The 21,876-nt window shown below is 65.4% G+C and carries 21 protein-coding genes and 1 pseudogene; 9 read left to right on the top strand and 13 right to left on the bottom strand.

All coding sequences use genetic code 11. The annotated features are described in order from the left end of the window. Positions 1 to 5: 5 nt before the first annotated feature. From AB4097_RS03005 to AB4097_RS02990, 4 genes are all read left to right on the top strand, one after another. A complete protein-coding gene (locus tag AB4097_RS03005) occupies positions 6 to 1,085 on the top strand; it encodes a 5-(carboxyamino)imidazole ribonucleotide synthase (RefSeq protein WP_442037114.1) in 1,080 nt (359 codons plus the stop codon). A 169-nt stretch (positions 1,086 to 1,254) separates the two neighbouring features. Further along, positions 1,255 to 1,485: a 30S ribosomal protein S21 gene (gene rpsU / locus AB4097_RS03000; RefSeq protein ID WP_009763401.1), complete on the top strand. Its 231-nt coding sequence runs from the start codon at positions 1,255 to 1,257 to the stop codon at positions 1,483 to 1,485. 229 nt (positions 1,486 to 1,714) lie between these two features. After that, on the top strand, positions 1,715 to 2,578 hold the full coding sequence (locus tag AB4097_RS02995) for a tetratricopeptide repeat protein (protein ID WP_442037112.1): 864 nt from the start codon (positions 1,715 to 1,717) through the stop codon (positions 2,576 to 2,578). Between the two features lie 21 nt (positions 2,579 to 2,599). Next, positions 2,600 to 3,223, top strand: coding sequence for a nucleotidyltransferase family protein (locus AB4097_RS02990; protein ID WP_442037110.1), 624 nt, complete (start codon positions 2,600 to 2,602; stop codon positions 3,221 to 3,223). Here the strand turns inward: AB4097_RS02990 and AB4097_RS02985 are convergent. The 8 genes from AB4097_RS02985 to AB4097_RS02950 form a co-directional block, all read right to left on the bottom strand. Then, a complete protein-coding gene (locus tag AB4097_RS02985; protein ID WP_442037108.1) occupies positions 3,193 to 3,672 on the bottom strand; it encodes a GNAT family N-acetyltransferase in 480 nt (159 codons plus the stop codon). The two genes, AB4097_RS02990 and AB4097_RS02985, sit on opposite strands and share 31 nt — an antisense overlap. A 226-nt stretch (positions 3,673 to 3,898) precedes the next feature. Next, on the bottom strand, positions 3,899 to 5,296 hold the full coding sequence (locus tag AB4097_RS02980; protein WP_442037106.1) for an NAD(P)(+) transhydrogenase (Re/Si-specific) subunit beta: 1,398 nt from the start codon (positions 5,294 to 5,296) through the stop codon (positions 3,899 to 3,901). 4 nt (positions 5,297 to 5,300) lie between these two features. Then, complete coding sequence (locus AB4097_RS02975) at positions 5,301 to 5,750, bottom strand: proton-translocating transhydrogenase family protein (RefSeq protein ID WP_442037104.1); 450 nt, start codon at positions 5,748 to 5,750, stop codon at positions 5,301 to 5,303. Between the two features lie 19 nt (positions 5,751 to 5,769). After that, entirely contained in the window at positions 5,770 to 6,906 is a 1,137-nt protein-coding gene (locus AB4097_RS02970) for a Re/Si-specific NAD(P)(+) transhydrogenase subunit alpha (protein ID WP_442037102.1), read from the bottom strand. A gap of 80 nt (positions 6,907 to 6,986) precedes the next feature. Next, positions 6,987 to 7,280, bottom strand: a complete 294-nt coding sequence (locus tag AB4097_RS02965; protein ID WP_442037100.1) for an aa3-type cytochrome c oxidase subunit IV — start codon at positions 7,278 to 7,280, stop codon at positions 6,987 to 6,989. A 113-nt stretch (positions 7,281 to 7,393) separates the two neighbouring features. Then, positions 7,394 to 8,611: a glycosyltransferase gene (locus AB4097_RS02960; RefSeq protein ID WP_442037098.1), complete on the bottom strand. Its 1,218-nt coding sequence runs from the start codon at positions 8,609 to 8,611 to the stop codon at positions 7,394 to 7,396. 57 nt (positions 8,612 to 8,668) lie between these two features. Continuing rightward, positions 8,669 to 10,036 (bottom strand): ABC1 kinase family protein, encoded by a 1,368-nt coding sequence (locus tag AB4097_RS02955; RefSeq protein ID WP_442037096.1) that lies wholly within the window; start codon positions 10,034 to 10,036, stop codon positions 8,669 to 8,671. Beyond that, positions 10,036 to 11,928: a M3 family oligoendopeptidase gene (locus tag AB4097_RS02950; RefSeq protein ID WP_442037094.1), complete on the bottom strand. Its 1,893-nt coding sequence runs from the start codon at positions 11,926 to 11,928 to the stop codon at positions 10,036 to 10,038. The genes AB4097_RS02955 and AB4097_RS02950 overlap by 1 nt, the downstream gene beginning before the upstream one ends. 317 nt (positions 11,929 to 12,245) lie before the next feature. Here AB4097_RS02950 and AB4097_RS02945 point away from each other — a divergent pair, with 317 nt between their 5' ends. Together AB4097_RS02945 and AB4097_RS02940 are read left to right on the top strand one after the other, a co-directional pair. Continuing rightward, positions 12,246 to 14,012 carry a L,D-transpeptidase family protein gene (locus AB4097_RS02945; RefSeq protein WP_442037092.1) on the top strand — a complete coding sequence of 589 codons (1,767 nt, stop codon included), beginning with the start codon at positions 12,246 to 12,248 and terminating at the stop codon, positions 14,010 to 14,012. Positions 14,013 to 14,146: 134 nt separating this feature from the next. After that, positions 14,147 to 15,805: a DUF882 domain-containing protein gene (locus AB4097_RS02940; protein WP_442037090.1), complete on the top strand. Its 1,659-nt coding sequence runs from the start codon at positions 14,147 to 14,149 to the stop codon at positions 15,803 to 15,805. Positions 15,806 to 15,853: 48 nt separating this feature from the next. Here the strand turns inward: AB4097_RS02940 and AB4097_RS02935 are convergent, their stop codons facing one another. The 4 genes from AB4097_RS02935 to AB4097_RS02920 form a co-directional block, all read right to left on the bottom strand. Beyond that, on the bottom strand, positions 15,854 to 16,714 hold the full coding sequence (locus AB4097_RS02935; protein ID WP_442037088.1) for an urea carboxylase-associated family protein: 861 nt from the start codon (positions 16,712 to 16,714) through the stop codon (positions 15,854 to 15,856). 295 nt (positions 16,715 to 17,009) lie between these two features. Continuing rightward, positions 17,010 to 17,267, bottom strand: a complete 258-nt coding sequence (locus AB4097_RS02930) for a DUF2312 domain-containing protein (protein WP_009763387.1) — start codon at positions 17,265 to 17,267, stop codon at positions 17,010 to 17,012. A gap of 61 nt (positions 17,268 to 17,328) precedes the next feature. Further along, positions 17,329 to 17,634, bottom strand: a complete 306-nt coding sequence (locus AB4097_RS02925; protein WP_442037086.1) for a DUF1244 domain-containing protein — start codon at positions 17,632 to 17,634, stop codon at positions 17,329 to 17,331. Between the two features lie 4 nt (positions 17,635 to 17,638). Continuing rightward, on the bottom strand, positions 17,639 to 18,478 hold the full coding sequence (locus AB4097_RS02920) for an N-formylglutamate amidohydrolase (RefSeq protein WP_442037084.1): 840 nt from the start codon (positions 18,476 to 18,478) through the stop codon (positions 17,639 to 17,641). 111 nt (positions 18,479 to 18,589) lie between these two features. Between AB4097_RS02920 and AB4097_RS02915 the strand changes: the two genes are divergently transcribed. The 3 genes from AB4097_RS02915 to pyk all read left to right on the top strand — a co-directional run bounded on the left by AB4097_RS02915 (position 18,590) and on the right by pyk (position 21,622). Next, positions 18,590 to 19,516 carry a DMT family transporter gene (locus AB4097_RS02915; RefSeq protein WP_442037082.1) on the top strand — a complete coding sequence of 309 codons (927 nt, stop codon included), beginning with the start codon at positions 18,590 to 18,592 and terminating at the stop codon, positions 19,514 to 19,516. Positions 19,517 to 19,721: 205 nt separating this feature from the next. After that, a complete protein-coding gene (locus AB4097_RS02910) occupies positions 19,722 to 20,183 on the top strand; it encodes a DUF1036 domain-containing protein (RefSeq protein ID WP_442037080.1) in 462 nt (153 codons plus the stop codon). A gap of 2 nt (positions 20,184 to 20,185) precedes the next feature. Continuing rightward, positions 20,186 to 21,622, top strand: a complete 1,437-nt coding sequence (pyk, locus tag AB4097_RS02905) for a pyruvate kinase (protein ID WP_442037243.1) — start codon at positions 20,186 to 20,188, stop codon at positions 21,620 to 21,622. 12 nt (positions 21,623 to 21,634) lie between these two features. Here the strand turns inward: pyk and AB4097_RS02900 are convergent. Continuing rightward, positions 21,635 to 21,733: pseudogene (locus tag AB4097_RS02900) on the bottom strand (IS5/IS1182 family transposase); the annotation flags it as partial. Positions 21,734 to 21,876 lie beyond the last annotated feature (143 nt).

Genomic DNA, 21,876 nt, shown 5'->3' with positions numbered 1-21,876 from the left:
AGCTCATGATCCGTCCCGGCTGCACCCTCGGCATTCTCGGCGGCGGCCAGCTCGGCCGCATGATCGCCATGGCGGCGGCGCAGCTCGGCCTGAGAACGCATGTCTACGCGCCGGAGGAAAACAGCCCGGCCTTCGAGGTGGCGACCGAATACACCATCGCTCCTTATGAGGACGAGGCGAACCTGGTGCGCTTCGCCAAGGCCGTGGACGTGGTGACCTACGAGTTCGAGAACGTGCCGAGCGAAACGGCCGCGACCTTGAGCGCCCATGCGCTGCTCGCCCCCAACGCGCAGGCGCTGGCCGTGTCGCAGGACAGGTTTCTGGAAAAGAGCTTCATCGCGGGTCTCGGCATCGCGGTCGCGCCTTTCGCGCCCGTGTCCAGCGAGGCCGAACTGGCCGAGGCGGTCGAGCGCATCGGCAGGCCCGCCGTGCTCAAGACCCGCCGTTTCGGCTACGACGGCAAGGGGCAGGTGAAGATCGGGCCTGAGACCGATCCTGTCGCGGCCTGGGAGGAGATCGGTCGCGCGGCCTCCATCCTGGAGGGCTTCGTGCCCTTCGAGCGGGAGGTCTCGGTGGTCGCCGCCCGCACCGCCGCGGGCGCCTTCGCGGCCTATGACCTGTGCGCCAACGAGCACCGTAACCATATCCTGGACACCACTCAGGTCCCGGCCGGTGTCTCCCCCCAGACGGAGGAGCAGGCCTTTCGGATCGCCCGCTCCATCGCGGAAGCTCTGGATTACGTCGGCGTGCTCGCGGTCGAGCTGTTTCTCGTGACGGAGGACGGCTCCGAGCGCCTCGTGGTGAACGAGATCGCGCCACGGGTGCACAATTCCGGCCATTGGACGCTCGGCGGCGCCACGACCTCGCAGTTCGAGCAGCATGTGAGGGCTGTCTGCGGCTGGCCTCTGGGCGATACCGCCCGCCTCGGCCGGGTCGAGATGAAGAACCTGATCGGTCACGACGCGGATTCCTGGGAGGAAATCCTGGCCGAGCCGGGAGCGCATCTTCACCTCTACGGCAAGACGGAAGCCCGGGCGGGCCGCAAGATGGGTCACGTCACCCGGGTTTTCCCGGAGCGGGGCTGAACCTTTCCCAACCGGGGTCGTTGATCCCCTGGACCGGCGCTTTTCTTGAGAAGCAACCCTGGACAGGTAAGGCTTCTTCTGGTATCGACGCCGACCAGATAGAGGTGCGCATGACGCGCCTCATTGCTTTTTTGTCACAATCGAAACGGTTCAAACACGAGGAATTCGCGTGCAGGTTCTTGTCCGGGATAACAACGTCGATCAGGCGCTCCGCGCTCTCAAGAAGAAGATGCAGCGTGAGGGCATCTTCCGCGAGATGAAGCTTCGCGGTCACTACGAGAAGCCGTCTGAGAAGAAGGCCCGCGAGAAGGCTGAGGCCGTTCGCCGCGCTCGCAAGCTGATCCGCAAGCGCATGCAGCGCGAAGGCCTGCTGCCCTCCAAGCCCCGTCCGACCCGCTAAGCTCATAAAAGGGCCTGAAAAGGCCTAGCCTATCGGTTGTGAATCAGCGCCCGTCGCGCAAGCGGGGCGCTGTTTGCATGTCTGAGGCACGTCTCTCCAGGACGTTATCGAACTAAGTTACGATTCCTATTGCCTTGTCGCCTTTTTGATGCCTTGTTTCACGGCTGTTAAGGATTTCCCGCCAGAGTGCCGCTCCCTGGTACCGTGAGTAAATAAGCTGGAGACGAAGGTGTTCGCCCCATCGATTCGCCGTTTTGCCCCCTTGAGCCTGACCCTCGTTTCCCTCGGCCTTTCCGCCTGCAGCACCGTGGGCGGAGGCCCCACCCAGCGCATCGCCGTGGTGGAGGAAGACACGCAGGGCACGAGCACGGTCAACATCTCGTCCCTGTCGGATGTGATCCAGCGCAACCCGAACGACCCGAGCGCCTACAACACCCGCGGCGCGGCCTATGCCCGCGTGGGCAACTACAGCAACGCCATCGCCGATTTCACCAAGGCGGTGCAGCTCGACCCGAATTATGCGCCGGCCTATACCAATCGCGCCCTGGCGCTGCGGCAGACGAACCGCAATGATCAGGCGCTCTCCGACTTCACGCGCTCGATTCAGGCGGATCCGAATTACGGCCCGGCCTATATCGGCCGCGCCAACCTGTACCGTGCCCAGAACCAGTATCAGGAAGCGCTCAGCGACCTGAACATGGCCACCCGCCTGCTGCCCGAATCGGCTGAGGCGCTCCATTCCCGCGGCCTGCTCTACCAGCGCCAGGGCATGCACCAGCAGGCGATCCTCGATTTCGACGCCACCATCGACCGCAACCCCTTCGTGGGCGCCCCCTACGCGGCCCGCGGCCAGAGCTTCGTGGCGACGAACCAGTACGACAAGGCCATCGAGGATTTCAACGCGGCCCTCAACGTCAACAGCAAGGACGCCGATTCCTGGGCGTGGCGCGGCGTGGCCCTCGAGCGCAAGGGCGACCGGAGCCAGGCCATCGAGAGCTACCAGCGCGCTCTCGCCCTCGACAACAGCAACAGCGTCGCCCGCCAGGGCAGCTCGCGCCTCCAGGGCGGCATGGCAGGCCTGTTCCGCTCGTAAGGGCTTTCTGAAGGAGGCGGCATGCATCCTGCCTCTCCCCTGCGCACCATCGCGAATATCCAAGATCTTCTGGAAGCGCATGCGGACCTGCATGCGCTTCTCTCATATGTGGAGAGCCTCGGGCTTCCGGATGGCTGGATCGGCGCCGGCTTCATCCGCAACACCGTCTGGGACGTGCTGCACGGGCGCGTCATCGACGTCTCCCGTCTCAACGACGTGGACGTGATCTTCTTCGATCCCGGCGACACCGGAAGAGAACGGGAAAGCGACTTGGAACGCCGCCTCCGCGCCATCGCTCCCGGCACGCTCTGGTCCGTGAAGAACCAAGCGCGCATGCATCTTCGCAACGGCGACAGTCCTTACCGCGACACCTTCGATGCGGTTGCTCATTGGGCTGAAACCGCCACCGCGATCATGGCGCGATCGATCGACGGCAAAGTCGAGGTGATGGCGCCGCATGGGATTCAGGATCTCCTGAACCTGATCGTGAGACCGACGCCGGCGTTCGAGCACAAGATGGATGTCTATCGCGAACGGGTTCGGAGCAAGAATTGGCCCGCCTGCTGGCCGAAGCTGACGATGCTCATAACGTGGGACGAAGCGTATCCTGATCCTCAGAGTTCCTTCGACAGGATCGAGACGTAAGGCTCGAAGCCGAAGGCGCGATAGGTACGCTCGGCCCGCTCATTGGCCGCGAGAACGCCGATGAAGAGGCGCTTGAGGCCGGCTTCCTTCGTCAGCCGCTCCGCCTCCTTCAGGAGCATCTGACCGATGCCCCGTCCGCGCCAGTCGCCATGCACGATCAGGTCCGTCACCGTACCGTGATTGCGCACGCCGTCGACCACATAGGCGGCGTCCTGATCGAGTGAGAAGCCCATGGCGCCGACGATCACCCCTTCCGCCACGGCCAGGACGACCCGGCCATTGCGCCGGGACAGCCGCTGCATCAGCTCGTCGTAATATTCCGCCGCGGCCGCATAGTCCCGCCGCCGATCGCCCACGAGGTCGGCCTCGAACACGTTGAGCTGGTGGATCAGCTCGGTGACGGCATCCCGGTCGGCCGGGAGGGCGGTGCGGAGGGTGACGGGAGCCATGGAAAGTTTCCAGACAGAGGAGGGCTCCTTAAATCAGTTTTTCACCAAGACGTCATGCCCACTCTTGTCATGGCCGGGCCTGTCCCGGCCATCTCGATCGGGAGAAGCGCCGCGTTCTTGCTATCGGGATCACCGGCACAAGGCCGGTGATGACGAAGGTGGAAAAATGAAATGCCCGGCGCAAGGCCGGGCATGAAAAGCTCACCTGATGGGCATGATGGGCAGATCAGAGATTCTTCAAAATCTCGTCCACGACCTTCTTGGCGTCGCCGAAGAGCATCATGGTGTTGTCGCGGAAGAACAGCTCGTTCTCGACGCCGGCATAGCCGGAGCCCATGCCGCGCTTGATGAACAGAACGGTCTTGGCGCGCTCCACGTCGAGGATCGGCATGCCGAAGATCGGTGAGGACGGGTCGGTCTTGGCGGCCGGGTTCGTCACGTCGTTGGCGCCGATGACGAAGGCGACGTCGGCCTGCGCGAACTCGCCGTTGATGTCCTCGAGTTCGAACACCTCGTCATAGGGAACGTTGGCCTCCGCCAGCAGTACGTTCATGTGGCCCGGCATGCGGCCCGCCACCGGATGGATGGCGTATTTCACCTCGACGCCCTCGGCCTTCAGCTGGTCCGCCATCTCGCGCAGGGCGTGCTGCGCCTGGGCGACCGCCATGCCGTAGCCCGGCACGATGATGACCTTGGCGGAGTTCTTCATGATGAAGGCGGCATCGTCCGCCGAGCCCTGCTTCACGGGCCGGGTCTCGACCGCGCCGCCGGCGGAAGCCGCCGTCTCGCCGCCGAAGCCGCCGAGGATCACCGAGATGAAGGAGCGGTTCATGCCCTTGCACATGATGTAGGACAGGATCGCGCCCGAGGAGCCGACCAGTGCGCCGGTGATGATGAGCGCGAGGTTGCCCAGCGTGAAGCCGATGCCCGCCGCCGCCCAGCCGGAATAGGAGTTGAGCATCGACACGACCACCGGCATGTCGGCGCCGCCGATGGGGATGATCAGCGTCACCCCGAGCACGAAGGAGACCAGCACGATGAGCCAGAAGGCCGCGTGGCTCTCGGTGCGGATGAAGAACACCAGCAGCACGAGAAGCAGCAGGCCGAGGCCGATATTGATGGCATGCCGGCTCGGCAGCAGGATCGGCTTTCCGGACATGCGACCGTCAAGCTTCAGGAACGCGATCACGGAGCCGGTGAAGGTGACGGCGCCGATGGCGACGCCGAGCGCCATCTCGAACAGCGAGCCGCCATGGATGGTGCCGACCGAGCCGATGCCGAAGGCCTGCGGCGCGTAGAGGGCACCCGCCGCCACCAGCACGGCCGCGAGGCCGACCAGGGAGTGGAAGGCGGCGACCAGCTGCGGCATGGCCGTCATCGGCACCCGCCGGGCGACCACGGCGCCGATGCCGCCGCCGATGGCCAGCCCCAGGATCACCAGGGCCCATCCGCCGAAGCCGCTCGGCGGGGAGACGAACAGGGTGGTGAGGATGGCGATCCCCATGCCGACCATGCCGTAGAGGTTGCCCTGCCGGGACGTGGTGGGATGGGACAGGCCGCGCAGCGCCAGGATGAACAGGACGCCGGAGACGAGGTAGAGGATCGAGGCTAGATTGGCCGACATCGCCTCACCCCTTCTTGCGGTACATGGCAAGCATGCGCTGGGTCACCAGGAAGCCGCCGAAGATGTTGATGCTGGCAAGCACAAGGCCGATGAAGCCGAGCGCCCGGGCCCAGATCGGTCCGTCACCGAGGGCCGGCGCCACGTTGACACCCACCGCCAGCAGCGCGCCGACCACGATCACCGACGATATGGCGTTGGTGACCGACATCAGCGGCGTATGCAGCGCAGGCGTCACCTGCCAGACCACGTAGTAGCCGACGAAGATCGCCAGAACGAAGATCGCGAGGCGGAACACGGTCGGATCGACGGCCCCGTGGGTCACGACGGCGGCGGCGTTGCCGGCCGCTTCGGCCACCTGATCGGCGATGGTCTGGGCTGCCTCGGCCGAGCGGCGGGCAGCCTCTGCCGCCGCTCGGGCCTGTTCGACGGCCTGTTCGGGCGTAAGCGTTGCCATGGTGTCCTCCCCTGGACGGTTAAGCGGTCGGCTGGAAGGCGGTGTGGACGATGGCGCCGTTGCGGGTCAGGCAGGTGGCCTTGACCAGCTCGTCGTCCCACTTCACGGCCAGAGCCTTGGTTTCCTTGTCCACCAGCGTCTCGACGAAGGCGTAGAGGTTCTTCGCGTAGAGGCTGGATGCGCTGGCGGCGAGGCGGCCGGGCACGTTGAGGTGGCCCACGATCTTGACGCCGTTATGCTCCACCACTTGGCCAGCCTGAGCCAGCTCGCAATTGCCGCCGCGCTCCACCGCCAGATCGACGACGACCGAGCCGGGCTTCATGGATTCGACCATGGCGCGGGAGACGAGCTTCGGCGCCGGGCGGCCGGGAATCAGCGCCGTGGTGATGACGATGTCCTGCTTGGCGATGTGGGAGGCCACCAGCTCGGCCTGCTTGGCCTTGTAGGCGTCCGACATTTCCTTGGCGTAGCCGCCGGCGGTCTCGGCCTGCTTGAACTCTTCGTCCTCGACCGCGATGAACTTGGCGCCCAGGCTTTCCACCTGTTCCTTGGCGGCGGGGCGCACGTCGGTGGCGGTCACGACCGCACCGAGGCGGCGGGCCGTGGCGATGGCCTGGAGACCGGCGACGCCCGCCCCCATGACGAAGACGCGGGCGGCGGGCACGGTGCCGGCCGCCGTCATCATCATCGGCATGGCGCGGCCGTATTCGGCGGAACCGTCGATGACGGCCCGGTAGCCGGCGAGGTTGGCCTGGGAGGAGAGGACGTCCATGACCTGCGCGCGGGTGATGCGGGGCATCAGCTCCATGGCGAAGGCGGAGACCTGCGCATCGGCTAGGCCCTTGAGAGCGGCTTCCTGGCCGTAGGGGTCCATGATGGCGATGACGAGGGCGCCGGGCTTGACGCCCGTCAGCTCGCCCTCGGCAGGGCGGCGGACCTTGAGGACGATGTCGGCGTCCTTCAGGGCATCCTCGGCCGACGCAACGACCGAAGCGCCAGCAGCCTCGAACTCGGCGTCGGGAATGCCGGCCTTGGCGCCCGCCCCGGCCTGGACGACCACGTCCGCGCCGAGGCTTTTGTATTTCTTGACCGTTTCAGGGGTGGCGGAAACGCGAGTCTCCGCTCCATCGGTTTCGGAGAGAACGGCAATCCGCATGTAGGCCCCCCTGGATGTGGTCAACGGCTTGAAATCAAGCTCTTATCTCGTCTGTATGCCTCGAAAAAGCTCCCCGCCGCTCAGTAGAGGATGAGCGCCAGTACGAGGAGGATTCCGACGGCGGCCGGAGCCCGCACGCCCACGGAGGGAGCCATTGCGCCGATGCCGCCCGCGGCCAGCGAGAGGATCACGCCGAAGATCGCCGTGAGCCAAGCATGCTTGATGCCGCCGACGGCCAGCGCGAGCACGTGGCAGATGATGACCGCAGTGGCGATTTCGGCAAACTGGACAAATCCGTGATAGGTCGCCTCATGAGCGCGGCCGTCCATATCCGGACTGTAGCCCCCGTGCGGCGCATGTTTTGTATCGGCCATGATTCAAAGCCCTGTTCAGCGTCACTAGTTAACTGCTGCGTTTAGCGCATGCCGTAAGGAGCCGCAATCTTTCGAATGGCTCCAAACGAAAACTTTATGAATGCTTTTTGCATCTATTTGATCCCGAGGAACTGGCGCCACTGGGGCAGGCTGACGGTCTCGTAATCATATTTCGAAACCGCGATCCGGCGGGCCTCTGCGGCCATGGTGGCGGACTTCTCCTTCTCCGCCAGCGTCTCGCGCACCCGCTCCGCCAGGGCCTTCTCGTCGAAGAAGGGGAAGAGGCGTCCGTTGACCCCGTCCTGGATGATCTCGCGGACCGGTTCCGTGTCCGAAGCCACGATCCGGCATTCCAGCGCCATGGCCTCGATGGAGGACCAGGACAGCACGAAGGGATAGGTCATGTAGACATGGGCCGAGGAGACCTGCAGGACCCTCACGAACTGGTCATAGGGCAGGTTTCCGACGAAATGGACCCGGGACCAGTCCACCGGACGCTCGATTCGGGACTTGAAGACGTCGAACCAGGTTTGTCCCTTGGGCGCGGAGCCGGAATAGCTCGTCCCCCGGCCGCCGATGATCACGACCTGAAGCTCGGGATCGATATCGAGCAGATAAGGCAGGCTCTTGAAGACAATATGAGCGCCGCGCATCGGCTCGATGTTGCGCGTCACGTAGGTGACGACGGGCTTCTCGCGGGTGAGCTGCGGCCCGTTCTCGCCGAGCTGGATCCTGACGTTCGGGTCGGGCTGGAGCCTCTGGGTGTCGATTCCGTCATGGATGATGGCGAGCCGGTCGCGCAGATAAGTCGGGAAGGTATCGCGCTGGTAGCGGGTCGGTGCCACGGCCACGTCGGCGGCATCGAGGGCGCCGAGCTGCATCGAATTCTTCAGGCGAAGGCGCCAGATCACCTCCTCGTTGGTGACCGGGAACTCGGGGTCGAAATCGAGGTCCTGCCCCTTGGCGTGGTAGTAATATTCGAAATAGGCCACATGGTGGGCCTTGGGCCAGATGTCCTTCAGGAACAGGTTCTCGCCCCAGCCCGTATTGACCACGACAACGTCGGGCTCGAACCCCTGCTGCGCCAGCGCCTTCGCCCGGTGGGCGACGCCGTAAGCCCGGCGCAGGCGCGGGATGACCGGGGAGTAGCGGTTCTGGTAGGGCGCGTCCTCTGGACCGGGGACCGCATCGTAGGAGAAATACTTCACGCCCGGGATGGAGCATTGCTTGACCATCCCCAGGCCGACGACCTCGTGCCCCTCGGCCACGAAGGTTCTGGCCAGGCGAAGAAACTGGCCGGGAAAGTTCTGGTGAACGAAAGCGATCTTCATGAGCTGCCTCTAACGTACCGTCATGCCTAAAGCTTAACGGCGAAAGATGCAACCTCATTACATCGTATTTGGTAAACCGGAAGCGGCCAGGGCCTCTTTCTGCTTCTGCTCGAGGTTTTCCAGGGAGAAGCGTTCGATCTCGTTCTCGAACAGCCGGTGGTAGTTCAGCTCGGCCTTCAGGTGCAGGAAGACCGCCCCCAGGCCGACCGCTGCCCGGTCCATGAACACGAACTCGCGCGGGACGGTGACCGGCCCCTTCTCCTTGAGGGCCTTGTGAACCTCGAAGGCCTGGCGCCGGCCGTATTCGCCCGGCTTCACGCCGTCGGCCACGGTGCGGATCCGGTCGTCGAGGAGCGGGGCGTAGATGAAGCGGGCCCAGATGTTGAGGATGTCGATCAGCTCGTTCGACAGGTTCTTGAAGCCCCAGGTCTCGTAGGCATGGACCACGCGGGCCCGGTCGTCGGTCTGGAGCCCGCGATAGAGATCGACCACGCCGCCGACGAAACGCGGGTGGAAGATGCGGATGCAGCCGTAGTCGAGGAGGTTGATCCCTCTCGCCTCGCCGCCTTCGGAGAAGACCGTGTAATTGCCGAGATGGGGATCGCCGTGGATGACGGCCGCGTGGCTGAAGGGGTGCCACCAGGCCTTGAACATGGCGACCGCCAACCGGTTGCGGATCTCGACCGGCGCTTCGGTGAAGCCGAGGATCTTCTCGCCCTCCAGCCATTCGAGCGACAGGAGCCGCCGGGTGGACAGGTCAGGATGGACCCGCGGCACCCGGACCTCCTCCACGTCGGCGAGGGTCCGGGCATAGAGCGCCGCGTGCTTCGCCTCGCGCTCGTAATCGAGCTCCTCGCGCACCCGCTCGCCGATCTCCTTCGAGATCTCGCGGGTATCGATGGCGGGGTCCATGCGGCGATGAAGGGCGAAGACGAGTTCGAGCTGGCTCAGATCCGCCTCCACGGCGGATTGCATGTCGGGGTATTGAAGCTTGCAGGCGAGCTTCTCGCCCTCCTTCGTGGTCGCCCTATGGACCTGGCCGAGGGAAGCGGCCGCCGCCGGGTTCAGGTCGAAGGAGCCGAACCGGCTCTGCCATTGCGGACCCAGCTCCGCCTGCATGCGCCGCTTCACGAAAGCCGCCCCCATGGGCGGCGCCTCACTCTGGAGCTTCTGCAGTTCCGCGGCGTATTCGGGCGGGATGAGGTCCGGAATGGTGGCGAGGAGCTGCGCCACCTTCATGATCGGTCCCTTGAGCCCGCCGAGGGCCTGGGCCAGCACCGCCGCGTTGGACGCGTCGCGCGCATCGCCTCCGAACAGCCGCGAGCCGGCCATGCGGGCCGCGACCCCGCCCATATTGGCGCCCACCCGGGCGTAACGGGCGGCGCGCGCGGAGAAGCGGTTCGCTTCGCGGTCGGAATCGGACATCAGGCTGCCTGCTCCATGGCTTCGAGCTCACCGATCAGGCGCTCGATCATCGACAGGCCGATCTGCCAGAAGGCCGGATCGCCGGCATCGAGACCGAAGGGGGCGAGCAACTCCGCGTAGTGCTTGGTGCCGCCGGCCGAGAGCAGCGCGAAGTACCGATCCACGAAGCCTTCGTTGGAACGCTCGTACACGCCGTAGAGCGAGTTCACGAGACAGTCGCCGAAAGCATAGGCGTAGACGTAGAACGGCGAGTGGATGAAGTGGGGGATGTAGGTCCAGAAGCTCTCGTAGCCTGGGCCGAGGCGGATCGCCGGGCCCAAGGACTCGTCCTGCACCGACATCCAGAGCTCGCACAACTGGTCGGCCGTCAGCTCGCCGTTGCGGCGCTCCAGGTGCACCTTGCGCTCGAAGGAGTAGAACGCGATCTGGCGCACCACCGTGTTGAGCATGTCCTCGACCTTGGCAGCCAACATCGCCTTGCGCTGCACAGGATCGGTCGTGTGGTCGAGCAGGCGGCGGAAGGTGAGCATCTCGCCGAAGACGGAGGCCGTCTCAGCCAGCGTCAACGGCGTCGGCGCCATGAGGGCGCCGTTGGGGCCGGCCATGACCTGATGCACCCCGTGGCCCAGCTCGTGGGCGAGCGTCATCACGTCCCTGGGCTTACCCTGGTAGTTCAGGAGCACATAAGGGTGGGCCGAGGGCACCGTCGGGTGGGCGAAGGCCCCGGGGGCCTTGCCGGGACGGGTCGGCGCGTCGATCCATTGCTCGTCGAAGAAGCGCCTCGCGATGTCGGCCATGCGCGGCGAAAAATCTGAATAGGCCGAGAGAACCGTGTCCTTGGCCTCGTTCCAGGAGATGGTGCGTTGCTCCACCTTCGGCAGGGGCGCGTTGCGGTCCCAATGGTCGAGCTTGTCCTTGCCGAACCACTTGGCCTTCAGGACATAGTAGCGGTGCGACAGGCGCGGATAAGCCTCGCGCACGGCCGAGACCATCGCCTCCACGACCTCGCGCTCGACCCGGTTGGCCAGATGGCGGGAATCCGCCACATCCTGGAAGCCACGCCAGCGGTCGGAGATTTCCTTGTCCTTGGCGAGCGTGTTGGTGATGAGCGTGAAGGTGCGAAGATTGGCCTTGAACGTTTTCGCCAACGCATCGGACGCATCCTTGCGCACGCTCTCGTCCGGATCCTGCAGCTTGTTGAGGGTCGGCTCGATGGGCAGCTCCTCGCCGCGCACCGTGAATCGTAAGGAAGCGATGGTCTCGTCGAACAGGCGATTCCAGGCCGAGCGGCCGGTCACCGACTTTTCGTGGAAGAGCTGCTCGATCTTGTCGTCGAGCTGATAGGGCTTGTCCTTGCGCAGATCCTCGATCCAGGGCTTGTAATGGACGAGCGGCTGCTCGCTCATGACCCGGTCGAGAGCCGCGTCCTCGATGCGGTTGAGTTCGAGCGCGAAGAAGAGCAGTTCCGTCGAGGCGGTCGTCAGGCGCTCCTGGGTGTCGCCGTAGAACTTCGCCCGGACCGGATCGGTGGTGTCTCCGGAATAGACGAGGCCCGCATAGGACATGAGGCGACCGAGAAGATCCTCGAGCGCCTCGTAACGCTTCACCACCTCGTTCAGCCGCTCGGACGCCCGCTCGCCCCGGACCATCTCGTCGAGCTTGCCGCGATAGGCTTCGGCGAAGGCCTTGCACTCCGCTTCCGCCTTGGCGAGATCCCGCTTGAACGCCTCGCTGTCCATGCCGGGATAGAGATGGGACAGGTTCCATTCGGGCAGCGACCCGAGATCGGCCTGCACGGCGCCGGCGGAGGATGGAAGGTGCAAGGGGGAGATTGTCTGAAAGGTCACGGACGATGGCCTGCTTGGGAACACGCTGGAAGGGTCTGCACACATATTGGCTGCCGTGCTCCCCGGATCAACCCATATCGGCCGGAGACCGGCTTGCGCTCCGCCCCGTTAAGAGACGGTTTACTCCTTGTCGTTCAGCATGACACGCATGTTCCTCCATATCGTTTCAGCCGTTCATGACACTTTCTCATGTCGCGTCCATCGCAGCTCTTTACAGAAAATTGAATCAACTTGACCTAGACGATGAAGCGGCACGGCGTTTCGCGCGTTAAGCGTAACAGGACGTGTGCACAAACACCGACGACATTCACTCGATGGAGGATCCTTTCGCCTCCACCTTCACTGCGATGAGGAGCATGATCATGCGTGACGTGCGCAAGACGGCACTGTGGCTTGGTCTCATTGGATCCGTCTCCCTCTTTCCCCTGTCCGCCCTCGCGGAAGATGCGGGCCATCCCCAGGCCGACGTGGTTCAGACCGCTCCGGCTGAGCCCTCCTTCCACGATGTCGCCGTTCAGGACACTCCCGCGCAGAAGGATACGGCGGCGCAAGCCATCCCGCTGCCCGAGCCGGCGCCCGTCGCCATCGAGTCGACCGATCTCAAAGCCGCTCCCGTCATCGACATCCCCTTGCCCGATGCGGCTCCCGTGACGGCCCTGATGCAGACGGATCTTGTCCGCATGGCCGTGGAGGGATTGTTTGCGGACGATGCCGCCATGCGCGAGATGCGCGTGAGCGCCAAGGACCGGGACACCCTGCAGGCTTTCTACGCTCAGGCCGAGCGCCCGCTGGTCTGGGCGCGGGACGGCGCCTGGTCGCCCGCCGCCATGGGCGTGATGGAGCGCCTGAAGGCCGCCGACGAGGACGGACTCGACCCGGCCGATTACGCCCTGCCCGACAGGGGCCTGCGCAAGGATGCGAATCCGGCCCAGTGGGCGCAGGCCGATGTGCGGCTCTCCCTGTCCGTGATCCGCTATGCCCGCGATGCGCGCGGCGCGCGCATCGACCTGGCGCGACTCTCGCCCCTGGTAACCCCGAAGCTCGTCCTGCCGGCCGTCGACGAGGTGCTGAGCAAGGTCGCCTCCGCCGGCGATGCGGGCGGTGCGCTCGAGGCCTACAACCCGCCCCATGCCGGCTACAAGGCCTTGAAGGAGCGGCTGGCGAAACTGCGCGAGAGCCATCCCTCCCAGCCGAGCGTGCGCCTGCCGCGCGGCCCGATCCTGCGCGTGGGCATGAAGGATCCGCGCGTGCCCCTGATCCGCGCCCGCTTCAACCTCGCGAAGGATGCGAACAATCAGACGGTCTACGACGAGCGCGTGGCTTCCGCCGTGGCGGCCTTCCAGAAGGAGAAGGGCCTGCCGGACACGGGCGTCCTGAATGCCCAGACGGTGGCGGCCCTCTCCGGCCCCTCAGTAGCGCAGCGGCAATCCGACCTGATCGCCAACATGGAACGCTGGCGCTGGCTGCCGGCCGATCTGGGGCAGCGGCACATCATGGTGAACGTGCCCGAATTCCGCCTGCAGATGGTGGAGGGGCGCAACACCGTCTACCAGACCCGCGTCATCGTCGGCAAAGAGCAGTCGCAGACGCCGATCTTCTCCGAGGACATGAAGTACCTCGTGGTCAATCCGTCCTGGACGATCCCGCCGTCGATCATGAAGAAGGAGATCCTTCCGGCGCTCGCCAACGATCCCGACTACGCGGCGAAGAAAGGCTACAAGATCATCCGCCGCGGCGACCGGATCACCGTTCAGCAGCCGCCGGGCGAGCGCAATGCGCTGGGTTTCCTGAAATTCATGTTCCCCAACCAGCACGCGGTCTATCTGCACGACACGCCGAACCGCAATCTCTTCTCCGCCAGCAAGCGCGCCTTCAGCCATGGCTGCGTGCGCGTGGACAAGCCGTTCGAGCTCGCGGAAGAGGTCGTGGGCCGGGACGGCAAGTGGACCGAGGAGAAGCTGCGCGGACTCATCGGCAAGGGCGAGCGTACCGTGCAACTGTCCAAGCCGCTGCCCGTGCACCTGACCTATTTCACGCTCACGGTCGACGAGAAGGGCGAGATGAAGAAGTTCGAGGATCTCTACGGCCTCGACCGCAAGGTCCGGGCCGCCCTGAACCTGTCCGAGTAGCCGCCCCTTTCCATCACGTTTTCAACCAATTTCCTGCTCTCACTTAACGGGAACGTAACCGTCTTCGGCAAAGATCCTTTCACCATAAGGATTGCCGCATTCCCGGATGCGGACCTGTAAAGACGAGTACCACAGTGAGAGTATTGCGTACGGGCCGCCTCGCATGTCGCGCGGGCATTGGTCTTGTGGCCTTTCTGGCCGTCATGGTGGGTGGGGTGCGGGGCACGCAGGATGCCGTCGCCAATGGCGATACCCGCACGCTGAGCCTTTACAACAACAATACCAAGGAAAGCCTCACCGTCACGTTCAGGCGCAACGGCCAGTACGATTCGGGGGCTCTGCAGCAGCTCAACTGGTTCCTGCGCGACTGGCGTCGCGACGAGCCGACCCGCATGGATCCGCGCCTGTTCGATACGGTGTGGGAGGTCTATCGCGAGGTCGGGTCCAGCGAGCCGGTGCATGTGAATTCGGGCTTCCGTTCGCCCCAGACCAACTCGATGCTGCGGCGGCGCTCGAGCGTGGTGGCCAAGAACAGCCAGCACATGCAGGGCAAGGCCATGGACTTCTACCTGCCGGACGTGTCCGCCGCGCGCCTGCGCGCCATCGGCATGCGGCTCCAGAACGGCGGCGTCGGCTATTATCCCAATGCCTACACGCCTTTCGTCCATCTCGACGTGGGCAGCGTGCGCGCCTGGCCGCGCATGACCCGCTCGCAGCTCGCCAGCATCTTCCCCGACGGCAGGACCGTACACATCCCGTCGGACGGCAGGCCCCTGCCGGGCTACGACGAGGCCCGCGCCGAAGTGCTTGCCAAGGGTGGCACGGTCGCCGGCTATACCGCCTACGCGGATGCCGAGGAGGCCGTCGCCAACCAGCCGCGCCGCAAGAGCTTCTGGGCGACGCTGTTCGGCCTCGACGAGGACGAGAACGAGGACGCGGAGGAGATCCGGGTCGCTTCGCGGCCGGGCCGGGCCATCGTGGCCTCCCGTTCGTCCCAGCCGGCTCAGAACTATTACGCCAACGATTCCAACACGTCTGTCTATGCGGCGCTGGAGCCGCGCCAGGCTCCCGAGCCGATACGTCCTGCTCCCGTGGCGATCCAGCCCCGGCCCGAGCCGCCCGCTCCCGCCGTCATGGCCGCCATGGCGCCCGCTTTGCGTGAGGACCTGACGCCGCCGCCCACGGCGCCGCTGCCGCCGACCCGGATCAACGGGGCGCCCGGCACCGTGCAGACCGCATCGGGCCCCGTCCTGGCATGGCAGCAGGGTCCGGAGGCGCAATCCGAGATGTCGATCGCCAAGGGCATGGCCTTTGCGCCGATGCCGCCGCGCCGGCCTGATGCGGACGACACGGGCGTCGAGCCCGTCGCCGGGACCGTCGCCGTCGCCTACGCGCCGCTGCCGCCGGCCCGCCCGGGATCGCTCGCAGCAACGAACCCGATCCCTGGCCTTCCGGAGCCGCGCGGCTCGACGGAGATGGCGGCCGTCCAGCATCCGCTGCCGCCGCCCCGGCCAGCCCTGCGCCCCATCGTGGTGGCCTCCGCGAGCCCGGTCGATATTCCGGTGACCGGCTCGACGCCCAAGGTTCCGGCGAAGGCCGAGAAGGCAAAGCCCGCGGCTGCTCCCGAGGCCAAGGCGGCCCCCGCCGCGAAGAAGCCCCCGGCAACGGCCCTGAGTGCCCTCATGTCGGCGGAGCCCAGCCTGCATATGGGCTTCTCGAGCAAGCCCGCGGGCGATCTGGCGACGAACAAGTTCACGGGACCGGCGGTCAAACCGCTGCCGGTGGTGAGATAAGGAAAAGGGCCCCTCGCGGGGCCCTTTTGGTTTGAACTGCAGGATTTCTCACTCGCCGTGCTGACGGCCGTACGCGTTGCGCGCCGGGGAGGTCCAGCCCTGCGGCGGCGCCTTGGGTCGATAGACCTCCACCAGCAGCGGATGGCAGACCGCCAGGTCGCTCGAATGCTCCGCGCTGCAATCGCCGCCCGGGCAGGCGGAGAGCGCGCCCAGAAGATCGATCTCGGCGAAGAATTCCAGATAATCGCCCGGCCGCACGGGGCTCGCCTTCATGAAATACTGCCCCGTATCGCGCGTGAAGCCGGTGCACATGAAGACGTTGAGCACGTCATGCACCGCCGGCTCGACTTCGTCCTTCGGGCGTCCCAGCCGATGCGCGAGCGCGCGGGTCAGGTTGGAATGGCAGCAATGGTGATAATCGTGCCCCGAGAGCAGCCGATGCGTGTAGGGATCGCAGCGCGTGCCGATCACGTCGTGCACGGAGCCGCCGAATTCGTCGAAGCCGTACCAGTCGAGGGTGTCGTGGGTGATCGTCGCCATCGGCCTCAAGTAAGGCAGGGACGACCAGAGCTGGTCGCCGGTCGAGACATGGGTGCCGTTAAGGGCCCGCGTCTTGCCGGAGAAGAAGCGCTCGTCGAGATTGTCCGCCGACCAGAGATTGAGATCGCCCACCTGCGGGCCCTCGATGCTGACGATCCGGAAGAAGCAGCCGGCGGGCACGGTGAAGCAGCGCGCATCGCGGGGCGGCACGACCACCTCGTCGATCTTCTCCCAGCCCTCGCGGGCGGCCTGGTAAGCGGCGAGGTCGGGCCGCGGCAGGGTATCGACCGGATAGCAGATGACGGGAGCGATTGTCCGGCGCGCATCCGCGTCGAGAGGTTCCGACACTTGGTCCCGGGCGAGCTTCATGCGTTTCTCCAGCTTTCGTGGTTGCTTCCTTATAGGCAACCGGACCGCCGCGCGCGAGCGGGAAGGATGCATGGCCAGCCGACGAAACGCTACCTGAGCCCTCATCCTGAGGAGCGAGCTTGCTCGCGTCTCGAAGGACGAGGGCGTCTCCAGAGGTCACTGGAGTCTCCTTCGAGACGCAGCTTCGCTGCTCCTCAGGATGAGGTCAAAGGATGATGAACCAGCTCTTTGAAACAAGAAAAGCCCCGCGGACGGATCCACGAGGCTTTTGAAAGGACGGAACGACAGAGAGGTCTTAGACCATCCCGAGCGCCTGCATGTAGAGTTCGAGGATCGCCTCCTCCTCCTGGCGCTCGGCGTAGTCCTTCTTCCGAATTGAAACGATCTTGCGCAAAACCTTGGTGTCGAAGCCGTTGCCCTTGGCCTCGGCATAGACGTCCTTGATGTCGCCCGCGATGCCGGCCTTTTCCTCTTCGAGGCGCTCGATGCGCTCGATGAAGGCCTTCAGCTGGTCGGCTGCGACGGATTCGGTGTTGAAAGCTGCGTCATCCATGAGGGGAGCCCCTTAATTGTGGTGTTGGTGCCAGTGTTATGGCCATTTGGTTGAAGCGGTTTTAATGACCGGGCTTCGATTTCTCAAAATCGGCAAGCTGGGCTGAAGAGGCCTCGCGCTGGTGGCGCTCCTTCCATTCCTCATAAGGCATGCCGTAGACATGGGTTCGGCTCTCGTCCTTGGAGAGAGAGACGCCCCGCTCGTCGGCGGCTTCCTTCAGCCAGTTGGACAGGCAGTTCCGGCAAAATCCCGCCAGGTTCATGAGCTCGATGTTCTGGACGTCGGTCCGCTCCCGCAGATGCTCGACGAGCCTGCGGAAGGCTGCAGCCTCCAGCTCTCCTTGGGTCTTCGCGTCGATGTCCTTCATGGCCTTACCCTTCGTGCTGGCGCAGGCGGTCGCGCGTACGGGTCCCGAAGATCTCAGGGACCCGCAGCTCCGGCCGGCCGGCGAGCGGCTCGAGCAGCCGGGCGAAGCGCTCGGCCCATTCCTTGGCGCCCTCGTCCGACGCGATCAGGTCCTGCCGGATCTCGATGAGCGCATTGGCAAGGCCCCGGATTGTGGCGTGCCGGTCGATTGTGTCGCCCGCCAGCGCTCCATCATAGGGCTCGTTGTCGCCGACGACGAGTCCGTCTTCCGCCGCCAATCCTTCGAGGAGCGGCTTGGCGAAGCGGTCGTCCGCGTCCCACAGGATGCCTACGTGCCAGGGCCGGGCCCAGCCGCGCCAGATCGGCGTGAAGCTGTGGACTGTCACCACGACGGGCGGGTGGCCCGCCGCCATGGCCTTGTGGATCGCATCCGCGATGGCATCGTCGTAGGGATCGTAGAAGCGGGCGATGCGCCGCTGAACCTCGGCCTCGTCGACCTTGGCGTTGCCCGGCACCACCGCGCCGTCGGACAGGCGCATGACCAGGGTCGGATCGTCCCGGCCCCGGTTCGGGTCGATGATGAGGCGAGAGAACCGGGTCAGGATTGCCGGGGCGCCCAGGCGTTGGGCCAGGGAGCGCGTCACGGCGGCGGCCCCGATGTCGTAGGCGATGTGGCGCTCGAACTCGGATTCCGGGAGCCCCAGATCGCCCAGATCCGGCGGCACCGCGTTGGAGGCGTGGTCGCACAGGATCAGGATCCCCGATTCGACGGAACCGGGGACGATCTCGACGGGATGGGGCGCAAGGGATGGATCGTCGAGCGCGAGGGCGGCGGAAGCGGACATGGCGGAGAATGGATTTCGACAGGGATGGATTGAACGGCGGACGAAAAGCCTTAACGTGCCGCTCCGACCCTGACAACGCGACCTTCCGCGCAACAGACTTTCACGACGCACATGGCCTCTCCATCCACCACGGCCCGGCTCGAACCGGGCTTGACTTCGGCTTTTGCCGCGCTGTGTCTCGGCGCCGTCGCCATGGGGATTTCCCCGATCTTCGTGCGCTTCGCCTCCGCCAGCATGGGCGGGGCGCCCGCCGATGTGGGGCCGTTCGCCAGCGCGTTCTGGCGCGTCTCGCTCTGCCTGCCCCTGCTCTATGCCTGGATGCGAATCGAGGAGAAACGCGCGCCCGCCGGCACGCCGAGGGTCCGGTTCTCCAGGGCGAGCATCCTCGCGGGCATCGTCTTCGCGGGCGACCTCTTCTTCTGGCATCTGGCGATCCTCAAGACCACGGTGGCGAACGCCACCTTCTTCGCCACCATGGCGCCGCTCTTCGTCGTGCTGACCGTCTGGCTCGTGCTCCGGCAGAAGGTGTCGCGGGGGACCTTCATGGGCCTGGGCCTCTGCCTCCTCGGCGGCGCGGCCCTGATCGGGCAGAGCCTCCAGGCGGATCCCGCCCGGATCGAAGGCGATCTTTACGGCCTCGCCACGGCGTTCTTCTTCGGCATGTATTTCCTGGCCGCCAGCCGGGCGCGCAAGAGCGCGGGCGCCGCGCGGGTGACGTTCGAAGCCGGGCTGATCACCTCGGCGATTCTGCTGGTCATTGCCGTCAGCTTCGACACGCGGGTGATCCCGCAGACCGCGCAGGGCATCGCGGCGCTCCTCGCCATGTCCTATGTCAGCCACGCGGGCGGCCAGGGCCTTCTCGCCATCGCGCTCGGACGATTGCCGGCAGTCTTCTCGTCGCTGGTGATTTTCCTGGAGGCGATTGCCGCGGCCCTGTTCGGCTGGGCGATCCTCGGCGAGCCGCTGACCCTGGTGCAGAGCGTCGGCGGCGCCTTGATTCTCTTCGGCATCTGGATTGCGCGCCCCAAAGCCGATTAGCAGAGCGGATAGTTCCCCTCCATATGGAGAGCAAAGGCCGGTTCAAAGATGCCCCGGCGTGTCGTAAAGGCCATGCGGCCTGCAAAATCTGCGGCGCCCCTGCTGTAAAGTCTTGCTCCGGCTGAACTTCTGGCAGACAACGATTCGACATAGTTCTCACCGCATTGTGCGATTTCATTCCTTTCGATTCGATCATACCGCATCCATGAAGGCCGCTCTCCTCACCTCGCCCCCTCGCTGGCGGCGAAGCCTTGCACTCGCAACGTTCCTCGTCGGCGGGTGCCTTCTGGCCGCAGCGCCCGCGAAGGCCGACCTGCGCCTGTGCAACATGACGTCGAGCCGGGTCGGCATCGCGCTCGGCTACCGGGACGCTCAAGGGTGGGTCACGGAAGGCTGGTGGAATCTCACCGCGCGCGGCTGCGAGACCCTGCTCAAGGGACAACTCGGCGGCCGCTTCTATTATATCTATGCCATCGATTACGACCGGGGCGGCGAATGGAGCGGACGCTCCTTCATGTGCACCCGGGAGCGCGAATTCACGATTCGCGGAACGGAAGATTGCCTCGCCCGAGGCTTTGATCGCAGCGGCTTCTTCGAAGTCGACACAGGTGAACAGAAGAGCTGGACGATCCAGCTCACCGAAACGAACCGGCCAGGGGGGCCATGACGATGAGACGCGACAGGCGCACGAAGATCCTAGCAACCTTGGGCCCGGCTTCCGAGAATCCGGAGATGATCGCCAAGCTGTTCGAGGCCGGTGCCGACGTCTTCCGCCTCAACATGAGCCACCTGCCCCGCGAGAAGCTGAAGGAGCGGGTCGAAATGATCCGCTCCGTCGAGGCCCGGTTCAAGCGCCCCATCGCGATTCTCGCTGACCTGCAGGGGCCGAAGCTGCGCGTGGGCGCCTTCGAGGGCGACAGCGCCATGCTGGTGCAGGGCCAGAGCTTCACCCTCGACGCCGACAAGACGCCCGGCACCAAGAATCGCGTGCATCTGCCCCATCCCGAGATCCTGTCGTCGCTCGAGCCCGGCCACACGGTGCTGATCGACGACGGCAAGCTGCGGCTGCGCGTGAAGAGCGTGAAGCAGGGCTCGGCCACCACGATCGTGGAAGTCGCGGGCAAGATCTCGAACCGCAAGGGCGTGAGCCTGCCCGACACGACGATTCCCGTCGCGGCCATGACGGACAAGGATCGCTCGGACCTCGAAGCGGCCCTCGATGCCGGCGTGGACTGGATCGCCCTGTCCTTCGTGCAGCGTCCCGAGGACGTAGCCGAGGTGAAGAAGGTCGCCCGCGGCCGCGCCCTCGTCATGTCGAAGCTGGAGAAGCCGCAGGCGATCACCCGCCTGGACGAGATCATGGAGATTTCCGACGCGGTCATGGTCGCGCGCGGCGATCTCGGCGTGGAGATGCCGCTGGAGAAGGTGCCGGGCATCCAGAAGCGCATCGTCCGCACGGCCCGCAAGCTCGGCAAGCCCGTGGTGGTGGCGACCCAGATGCTGGAATCGATGATCACCTCGCCGGTCCCGACCCGCGCGGAGGTCTCGGACGTGGCGACCGCCGTCTATGATGGCGCCGATGCCGTGATGCTGTCGGCCGAGAGCGCCTCGGGCCAGTATCCGATCGACGCCGTGGCCACCATGAGCCGCATCGCCGAAGAAGTGGAGCAGGATCAGAACTACTGGTCGATCATGCGCACCCTGAATGCGGAGCCGGAGGCGACCGGATCGGACGCCATCGCGGCGGCCTCGCACCAGATCGCCGACACGCTCAACATCAAGACGGTCGCCGCCTGGACCTTCTCGGGCTCAACGGCGTTCCGCATCGCCCGCGAACGGCCGAACTCCACGGTCGTCGCGCTGACGCCCAGCGTGAACACCGCCCGGCGTCTCGCCCTGGTCTGGGGTGTGCACTCGATCCGCACCAAGGACGCCAGCGACATCGACGACATGGCGTTCCGCGCCTGCAAGTTCGCCGTGCGCGAAGGCTACTCGGACGTCGGCGAACGCATCATCATCGTGGCCGGCATGCCCTTCGGCACGCCCGGCGCCACCAACATGGTGCGCATCGCGTTCGTCAACCAGGAGCACGCCGCTCAGGCCTAGGCTCAGGACTCGTTAATTGAGGTAGAAGGCGACGGCAGCCGCGATGCAAATGGCTGAGAAGAAGGTGTGGGCGCAGCGGTCGTAGCGGGTGGCGATCCGGCGCCATGGCCTGCCCCCTTTGAAGTGGTCCTCCCTGATGTATGGCTTTTTGCCATTTGGAGGACGAGAGAATGCCCAGGAAGAGACACACGGCTGAAGAGATTGTCGCGAAGTTGCGGCAGGTTGATGTGCTGACGGCGCAAGGCCGTTCAGTC

The organism is Microvirga sp. 2MCAF35 (genome assembly GCF_052115545.1).
Taxonomy (GTDB): domain Bacteria; phylum Pseudomonadota; class Alphaproteobacteria; order Rhizobiales; family Beijerinckiaceae; genus Microvirga.
Note: the sequence above shows the minus strand (reverse complement) of the source record. Positions and strands in the feature narration are given on the sequence as shown.